The sequence below is a fragment of the Streptomyces durbertensis genome, from assembly GCF_014156695.1.
Taxonomy (GTDB): Bacteria; Actinomycetota; Actinomycetes; order Streptomycetales; family Streptomycetaceae; genus Streptomyces; species Streptomyces durbertensis.
Map to the genome: position 1 here is coordinate 1 of NZ_WMLF01000247.1, position 7,900 is coordinate 7,900.

5 protein-coding genes and 1 pseudogene are annotated in these 7,900 nt (G+C 68.5%); 3 read left to right on the forward strand and 3 right to left on the reverse strand.

Annotation, left to right across the window (positions count from 1 at the left end):
- Positions 1-236: 236 nt before the first annotated feature.
- Positions 237-2,786, reverse strand: a complete 2,550-nt coding sequence (locus tag GL263_RS16670) for an FtsX-like permease family protein (RefSeq protein WP_194377626.1) — start codon at positions 2,784-2,786, stop codon at positions 237-239.
- Positions 2,787-2,812: 26 nt separating this feature from the next.
- Entirely contained in the window at positions 2,813-3,571 is a 759-nt protein-coding gene (locus tag GL263_RS16675; protein ID WP_182856518.1) for an ABC transporter ATP-binding protein, read from the reverse strand.
- A gap of 291 nt (positions 3,572-3,862) precedes the next feature.
- On the opposite strand from GL263_RS16675, the gene GL263_RS16680 reads away from it, so the two are divergent.
- Together GL263_RS16680 and GL263_RS16685 are read left to right on the forward strand one after the other, a co-directional pair.
- Entirely contained in the window at positions 3,863-5,119 is a 1,257-nt protein-coding gene (locus tag GL263_RS16680) for a sensor histidine kinase (RefSeq protein ID WP_228456565.1), read from the forward strand.
- Positions 5,107-5,784 carry a response regulator gene (locus GL263_RS16685; protein ID WP_182856520.1) on the forward strand — a complete coding sequence of 226 codons (678 nt, stop codon included), beginning with the start codon at positions 5,107-5,109 and terminating at the stop codon, positions 5,782-5,784. The genes GL263_RS16680 and GL263_RS16685 overlap by 13 nt, the downstream gene beginning before the upstream one ends.
- A gap of 31 nt (positions 5,785-5,815) precedes the next feature.
- Here the strand turns inward: GL263_RS16685 and GL263_RS16690 are convergent, their stop codons facing one another.
- Positions 5,816-5,980 carry a hydroxymethylglutaryl-CoA lyase-like TIM-barrel protein gene (locus GL263_RS16690; RefSeq protein ID WP_182856521.1) on the reverse strand — a complete coding sequence of 55 codons (165 nt, stop codon included), beginning with the start codon at positions 5,978-5,980 and terminating at the stop codon, positions 5,816-5,818.
- 1,475 nt (positions 5,981-7,455) lie between these two features.
- Between GL263_RS16690 and GL263_RS28435 the strand changes: the two are divergent.
- Positions 7,456-7,900, forward strand: a pseudogene (locus tag GL263_RS28435) (transposase); the annotation flags it as partial.

Sequence of the window (7,900 nt, forward strand, 5' to 3'; positions counted from 1 at the left end):
GCAGAACACGGCGTGCAGCTGTTCCTCGCGTGCGACACGGGGCGCGCCCGGCCACCTCGGCTGCGGCGCGGGCTCGGGCAGCGCGGCGCGGTCGACCTTGCCGTTGGGGGTCAGCAGCAGCTCCGGTCAGCGCCCTTAAGCCACCTGTGAAAAACGCTGGTTGACAAATGCTGATACCGGCAGAACGGGAGCGCGGCGGCAGAGCGGGTGAGGGTACACATGCGGCCCGTGCCTGACTATTCGCGCAGACCGATGCCCTCCACCGGGCTCGTCCGCAGTGCGAGCCGGGCGGGAAGGAGGATCGCGGCCAGTCCGATGAGCGCGGACAAAGCGACGATCGCCAGATAGATCGGCACCGGGATATGGGGCACCGGCGATCCCGTCAGACCGAGGCTGATGGTCGCCATCGGCAGCAGCGGCACCAGGGTTCCCAGCACCACCGCGATGGCGACGACCATCCCGCCCTCCACCCGCATCATCCGCATGACCTGCGCCGCGGGCGCCCCGACCAACCGGAGCAGCGAGAACTCCCGCACCCGACCGAGAGTCGCCAGCACCAGGGTGTTGGCCACGGAGATCGCGAGGTAGCCGAAGACGAGGACCAGCGGCAGCGCGGAGGTCAGCACCGACATCAGGGCCTGCTCCTGCTGCGCCGCCGAGAGCCCGCCCTTGTCGAGAACCTCCAGGCCCGGATACCGGTCGGAGAGGCGCCTCAGCCCCTCCCGCACCTTGCCCTGGTCGGCGTCCCTCTCGGCCTTGACGAACACCGCGTCCTGCAGCTGTCGGACGCTGTGCTCCCGTACGGTCTCCTGTGGCACCGTCACGTCTCCGAAGCCGAGACCCCGTTCGTAGATCGCGACCACCTCGGGCTTGAGTTCGATGCCGTCCGGCATGCTCAGCCGGATACGGTCGCCGACGCCCGCACCGAGTGTGCTGGCCGCGCCACTGCTGATAGCCGCCACGTCACCGCTCAGCTTCTTCAGGCTGCCGTCGGTGACATCCAGGTCGATGGTCTTGCTCACGTCACCGGACGTGACGCCCTGCGCCTGGTAGCCGAAGATCTCCGGTGAGCCCCACACCTCCCGGGAGGCGTGCACCGGGACCCGCATCACGCCCGTGGCCGCCTCGACCCCTGGCACCGAAGCGGCGTCCTCCACGACGCTCAGCGGCGGCCCGCCTGGCCCGCCCTGCAGGGTGAAGTCGGAGACGATGCCCTGCCTCGCCTGGTCCTGGGCCGCGTTCGCGATCGTCGTCGGGATGCACAGCTGCACCATGGCGAAGCCGATCGCCAGCGTCAGCGGGCCGATACCGGCCGCCAGACGGCGGGCGTTGGTACGGGTGTTGGCCACCGCCAGGAAGCCGTGCGGCCCCGTACGCCGCCGGATCGGGCCCGCCATGATCCGGCTCGCCAGGCTCACCACCGGCGGGGCCATCAGCAGGATCGCGATGACCATGATGAGTCCACCGGTGCCCGCGCCGGCCACCGCGAAGACACTGCCGAAGAACAGCGGCAGCAGCGATGCCGCGATGCCGACCAGGAACAGCAGGAGGCCGGCGAAGAGACGACCGCCACCGAGCTTCGACTTCTCGATCTGGGCGTCGCCCATGGCCTCCACGGGCCGGATCGCCACCGCCTTGCGGGCGACACCGATCGTGGCCAGCTCAGCCGCGATCACGGAGGCGGCGACGGCGACGAGCATCGGCAGCGGGCCGTAGGAGAACTCGAAGTCCTCGGGCAGCATGCCGATCCAGCTCAGCGCGCCCCGCATGAGCTGGGCCACGAAGACGCCCGGCAAACACCCGATCACCGAGGCCACGAGGGAGACGATGAGCGTCTCGGCCGCCATCATCTTGTACACCTGGCGCGGGGTAGCCGCGACGGCGCGCAGCAGGGCCAGCTCACGGCGCCGCTGGTGCACGTTGAGGGCGAGCGTGCTGGCCACCACGATCATCGCGATCAGCACGACGGTCGCACCGAGCGAGGCCGCCATATCCGTCAGCCCTGAGCGGGCGGAGGCCACGTCGTGGAACTCCACCTGGCTACGGCTGTCACCGCGGTACAGCTTGACGCCCGCGTCGGACAGGCGGTCGTCGAGCCGTCCGGCCAGCTCGTCCACATCCGTACCCGGGGCGGCCAGCACGCCCACAGCGTCGATCTTGCCGGGGTGGCCGTAGAGCTTCGTCGCCTCGGAGTCGCTGAAGAACACCGCGGGCGAGCGCAGCGGCCCGTCCACGCCCTGCAGGGAGGCGACACCGGTCACCTTGTAGTCTCGTGCCCGCTCCGTGGTTGCCAGCCGCACGGTGTCGCCGGGGGACGCGTCCGCCCGATCGGCCAGGTCCGCGTCGAGGACCACTTCGCCGGTGCTCCTCGGCGCCCTCCCCTCCTCCAGTTTGAAGGGGCCGAGCGCGGCGCTGGACCAGCCGTGGCCGGCCGACGGCTGCTCGCCGCCGCCGGAGTCCAGTCCGCCGTCCTCCTTCACCACCTGGGCGGGGAACGTGACGTCCGCGACCGCCAGGCGCACTCCCTTGACGGAGGCCACCTTGTCGACCACGTCGCTCCTCAGTGGCGCGGGCTGCTCCAGCGGCTTCGACTTCGTCTTGCCCGCGGTGACGCTGAAGGACTCCTTTCCTCCGACCACCAGATCGGCCCCGGCGTACCGCTGCGTGGTGACCCCCGAGCCGAGACCCGACTGCAGCAGGATGCCGAACGCGGTGATCAGCATCGACGCCCCGAGAAGCGCGATGAACGCCCCGACGAGACCCGCCTTCCGCTCCCGCAAGGTCATGCGGACGAGCTTGAACACCACCGGGGTCACAACCCCTCGAGACGAGTCATCCGCGCGGCCACCCGTTCAGCGGTCGGGGACTCCATCACCTCGGCGAAGGCACCGTCGACCAGGAATACCACTCGCTGGGCGTAGGACGCGGCGATCGGGTCGTGGGTCACCATGATCACGGTGTTGCCGTCGTGGTCCACGACCTCCCGCAGCAGGGCGAGCACGCCCCGGCCGGTCCGGCTGTCGAGCGCGCCGGTCGGCTCGTCGGCGAAGATCACCTCGGGCCTGGTGACCAGTGCCCGGGCGATCGCCACACGCTGCTGCTGACCGCCCGAGAGCTGGGCCGGCCGGTGACCCATCCGGTCGGCCAGGCCCACCCGCCGTGCCACGTGCTCCAACCAGGCCGTTTCCACAACCTGTTCGGCGAGCAGCAGCGGAAGCTTGATGTTCTCCTCAACGGTGAGGGACCCGAGCAGGTTGTACGCCTGGAAGACGAACCCGATCCGCTCCCGGCGCAGCATCGTCAGCTGTGCCTCGTCCAGGGTCGTCAGATCGGTGCCGGCCAGCTGCACGGAGCCCCCGTCCGGCCGGTCTAGTCCCGCGGCACAGTGCAGCAGGGTGCTCTTGCCCGCGCCCGACGGACCCATCACCGCGGTGAACGAGCCCCTCCCGAAGGTGAGGCTGAGGTCGCGCAGCGCGGCGACCTCCCCCGCGCCCCGACCGTACGTCCTGCTGACTGACCGTAGCTCCACTGCCCAGCTGTTCTGCGAGCCCGGCGTCCCGACTCCGTCCATGTCAGCAGTCCCTCTGATCACGCCGTCGAACTGCCGACCGCCGGCCTCGCGATGCGCCACAGCGCGTCTCCCATCCCGACTCGATACCCCTTGCGGGACACACGCTATGCAGCGGAGGGCGGCACGACCATGATGTTCGCTGGACCATGAGAGGTGCAGCAAAATGCCCCTCCTCCAGGGGGCGTTGACGCTGGCGATCACCGGTGTCCGCGGTGGTAGCGTGTTGCCGAACAGCTACTGGGGGTCTGCGCGGACATGGACGGCCTTCCCCAGCGGCCGTTAGGCCGCAGGATGACTCTGACCACGACACGGCAACAGTTTGTCCAGCGCTTCGTCTCGGCCCTCGGGTATCTGTGCACAGCCGGGGCCACCGCCCTCGCCGCCTTCGTCGGCTTATACGCGCTGCTCGTCGTGTTCGCCCTGAGCATCGTGGGGCCCGGGCTGTGCCTGCTGCCCTCCTCCCTGACCTTGCTCCGGCGCGGCGCTGACTTCCACCGGCGGTTCGCCGGGCGCTGGCTCGGCAGGGCCATCCCCTCCTCCTACCGGGACGCCGAAGGCAAGGTGCTGGTCCGCGCCCAGGTGATGCTCACCGACAAGGCCACCTACACCGACCTGCTCTGGCTGCTGACACACGCTCTGCTGGGCACGCTCGGAGCCGCGATGGCCCTCGGCCTCACGGTGGGCGCGTTCAACTGGCTGACCACCCCCATCTGGTGGCGGTTGGTCCCCCAGCCACCGGAGTTGATGGCCTGGCCCATCGACTCGTGGTGGGCGGCGGTCGGCGTCTCCTTCGTCGGTTTGGCCTACGGCATCGCAGCCTGCTTCCTGCTGCCGTGGTGCGCGCAGTTGCACGCCCTGATGACCCAGGCGCTGCTCCGACCGCGCCAGCGCCGGACCTCGCTCGCCAAACGCGTCGAAGAGCTGACGATAACGCGCGCCGAGGCGCTGGAGGCGCACGCCGCCGAACTGCGCCGTATCGAACGGGACTTGCACGACGGAGCACAGGCCGGACTCGTATCGGTCTCCATGCGGCTGGCCATGATGCGCAAGGCGCACCAGGACAACCCGGACCAGCTGCCCGAAATGATCGACCAGGCACGCGACCTGACCGACCAGGCCCTGCGGTCCCTCCGGGTGGCGGTCCGTTCGATCTATCCTCCGGTGCTCATGGACCACGGTCTGGCCGAGGCGGCCCGCGCGCTCGTGGCGGCCTCCCAGATCCCGACCGAGCTGGACCTGCAGTACGAGACCGAGGGGGCCCGGGCGCCTGCCGCCGTGGAGGCCGCGGCGTACTTCGTCATCTCCGAGGCGCTGACGAACGTCGCCAAACACAGCGGGGCCACGAACAGCCAGGTGCGGCTCCGCACCACCGAGGACAGGATTCACATCTCCGTGTGGGACAACGGGAAGGGCGGTGCGGCAGCCGACTCCGGAAGCGGCATCCACGGCATCAAGCGCCGGGTGGCCGCCTTCGACGGAGTCACCGAGCTGCACAGCCCGCCAGGAGGACCAACAGCACTACGAGTGGAGCTGCCGTGCGGATCGTGATCGCCGAGGACAACGCCTTGCTGCGGGAGGGCCTGTCCCTACTGCTGACCAGTACGGGCCACGAGATCTGCGCGACCGTGGAGGACGGCGACAACCTCGTCGCCACTCTCCTCGAGCAGCGTCCCGACATCGCCGTACTCGATGTCCGGCTTCCGCCGACCTTCCGGGACGAGGGCCTGCGGGCCGCCGTCGCCGCGCGGGAGAAGATGCCGGACCTGCCGGTCCTGGTGCTGTCCCAGTACGTGGAGCACGCCTACGCCGCCCGACTGATCGCGCGCGGCGCCTCCGGAGTGGGCTATCTCCTCAAGGACCGCGTGGGAAAGGTGGAGGAGTTCCTGGAGGCGCTGGACCGGGTCGCTGCCGGCGGAGTGGCCATGGACCCCGAGGTGATCTCTCAGCTGATGGTGCGCAGGATCAGCAACGACCCTCTGGAGGCGCTCAGTTCACGCGAACGCGAGGTGCTCTCGCTCATGGCGGAGGGCCACGGCAACGGCACCATCGCCAAGCTCCTCTTCATCGCGGAGACGTCCGTCAACAAGCACATCGGGAACATCTTCAGCAAGCTCGGCCTGCCGACCACGGACGGCGGCCACCGGCGGGTACGCGCCGTCCTCGCCTACCTCAACTCCGTGACTTCCCGCAACGGTTCGCCGGACGCGAGCTGAGCGCCCCGGGACCCTTACTCCTACAGTGGCCCTAGCCCGTCTCGATGACGTCGACGCCGAGACTCTGAAAGGCCAGTGCCACTTCGAGCTTTTGGTCCGCCGTCATGGCGTTCCCAGGCGCCTGCTCACCATCGCGGAGCGTAGTGTCGAACGCGGATATCCGGCGCGGCGCCGCAGTTCCCCCATTGGCGTCCACCAGTTACACCCCCCGTTATCGCCGGCGTGACACTGCAGTTCTCGCATCAGCGGCAACAGTGACCTCAGAGGGCGCCGGAGTCGCATAGCGATCCGGCCTACCAGTTCGCCCGGCAAGCTCGGGAAACTCCCCGTCACCCCAAGCGCTCCCCTTGATTCAAGGCCATCCCACCGACCTTGGCTACGTCTTTTCACGGTGACCAAATAGCGCTGGTCGAATCGCGTTCGAGGACTCCCGAGGGCGATCGAGTACGGGCAACACAGACAAGGCGGTGACGAGCGAGCGGCAAGCGAGGCTCACGCGAGGTGGAGAAAACTGCACCTCCTCAGTGCACGGAACACGACTGCCTGGCGGACCCCCCCGAGAGGTAGGCTCGCCGCACGACGGGCGACCACAGCCGTTGAGCCGGTCGCCTTCACTCCTCACGACGAAAAGGAAGTGTGCGATGCCCGGGTGGCAGCCCCAGAAAGAACGTCCATTATGGCCATGGGTGCTGGCGGCCGTCCTGATCGTGGGCGTCTGCATCAACGTGGCGATCAGCTTGTCGTAGCCGCGCACCCCAGCCGGGTCGACTCACTCCCCAGCTGACCGTGGAGATACGTCGTTCGCCAGCACGGCGCCCAGCCGCAGCAGTACTCCCCCGGCCGCTGCCCTGGGTGACCCGTGGCTGCCGCACAGCCCCACCTGCGCCTTCGTCCGGCGCGTCAGATACGGCCGCGCAGCGTCAAGAACAGGGCAAAGGTCAGGATGTCCGCCCAGGTGCGAGATGGCTCGCCGTGGCGACCCCACTGCGGCAGCCCCATATGGGTCGCTGCTTTCGAAATGCTCCCTAACTCGGATATGGCAGTGACGATCCGAGCATGCCGTAATTCAAGATTCACGCGAATCCCCCGTACGTAGCTTTTCACCTGGCCGCGCCAGCGCCAGGCACAACCTCACGCACGCCAGCCGGGCCCGCCTTTCACCCATCCGCGCCCACAGCCACAAAACACCCAGGCCGATGGTCAGGTTTGGGTATCGCAGCAGGACCCTGGGGTCGGACGAGAACCGCGGTGGCGACGGACATTCACAGCGCCATCCCTCCCTCGACCGGATGGAGCGAGCGGACACCTGAAGGCATCGCGACGCGCGTCGCCGCTCAGCCACAACATCCGCTGACTACCGCATGACACATATCATTGGGCGCCTCACCGCAGTCGTGCTGACAGCCGCGGAGGACCCGAGGAATGACTTGTTCCAGTTGGGAAATCCACGTCACCGTCAATATCCGCAAACAGCAACAGACTAGCAACGCGATCGAACCACGGCCAACAAAAATGGGCACGCATAGCTCACACAGCAGGGCTGGCGCAAGGTCGGGAATTGAGACATTTCTACAGGTGAGCGGTCCGCGACAAGGAAGCCGAAGCTCCGTTGAACGGGGGTGACCTACCAAGACGTCGTTTCTGATGGCGTGATCGCTCGTTGAGTCGTGCATGATGGAACTGGTGGAGTGGTTGGTGCCGGACGAGTTGTGGACGCTGTTCCGGCGCACGTAGTACCGCCGACGGAGGTCATACGCCCGCAGGGCGGCGGGCGACGTCGGACCGGGGACCGCGAACGACTGGCGGCGATCATCTTCGTGGCCACCTCGGTCTGCACCTGGCGGCAGTTACCCCGGCGTTCGAGCCCACCTGACCGACGGTCTACCGGCGCTTCGCCCAGTGGAGCCGGGATCGGGTGTGGGCCCGGCCGCACCGGGTCACCCTCGGCGAACTCGGCGCCCGGGGTGAGCTGGACTGGTCGCGGTGCGCGATCGACTCCGTCAGCGTCCGGGCGGGAGAAGGGAGCCACTGACGGGACCGAATCCGACCGGTCGCGGCAAGTCAGGGCCAGAGATTCACCTCACCACCGACCGAAAACGGCGTGCCGCTGTCGCTG